Here is an 883-nt window from a genome sequence, read left to right as displayed (position 1 = left end):
ATTAAGCTACTTCCCTGGAGCGCAAAGGCTCAAAGTTTAAAAATATGAGGGCAAACCTCTAAGTAACCTAATTATAGAGTAAACTTTTATAAATGTCAATTTTTTAAGTACAATTCTTTTAATTTTTCGTCAATTCTATCTAAAGTTTCGTCACTAACCTTGATTTTTCCGCAAGGATCCAGTTCGTTTATGTAAATAATTCTGTCTTTACTAATCGTTTTTATCTGATCACATTTTGCGTAGGAAATTTTATTAAATCGTTGATAATGGTTAACAAGATCTTTTAATTTTCTATTAGTGTTTTCCACTTTTTCCATCCCTGCACCGTTGTCATAGATTTCTTTAGCTGATTCTGAATTGTAAGCATCTCCGTATTGAATCAAAAATTCCTGATATATTTCTTCTGCACTCCCTAAATCAAAAGGAGTAATTTCTGTAAGTGCATAGTGAATGATCGAAAAATAATCAAAACCAATTTTGTCAAGAATAGGTAATAAGAATCTTTTGGATTTTTGCTGTATAACTTCGTCAATCATAACAGAAAACTTTTTTTCTTTTGAACTAATTGGAAGTACCGTCAGATTCCTTGATTTTGGAGAATCATTTTTATTTAGGACAACAGCCCAGTGTCTATTTGATAATTCAGAGCCAATATTGATTCCAAAATCTACAAAGATTAAAGAACCACGTTTCAGAACATTGTAACTCTTGCTAGTGTTTTGTGTTTCTGACAAGAATAGATTAGATTCTTTTTCTAGCCAATTAGGCAAAAATCGGAATTTATTATTATTTTTAAATGTTGAATGAACTTTCTCAAAGTTTTTTGAAGCCTTTAAAATCTGTTTATTTTGTATTGTCATTTATTCCCCTCTATACACCCCGA

At 30.4% G+C, this 883-nt stretch carries 1 protein-coding gene; it reads right to left on the bottom strand.

The features are described 5' to 3' along the window. Positions 1-95: 95 nt before the first annotated feature. Positions 96-860, bottom strand: a complete 765-nt coding sequence (locus HT736_RS11405; protein ID WP_000155204.1) for a type II toxin-antitoxin system PemK/MazF family toxin — start codon at positions 858-860, stop codon at positions 96-98. Positions 861-883 lie beyond the last annotated feature (23 nt).

This window comes from Streptococcus sp. 339 (assembly GCF_013277285.1).
Lineage (GTDB): Bacteria > Bacillota > Bacilli > Lactobacillales > Streptococcaceae > Streptococcus > Streptococcus pseudopneumoniae.
Note: the sequence above shows the minus strand (reverse complement) of the source record. Positions and strands in the feature narration are given on the sequence as shown.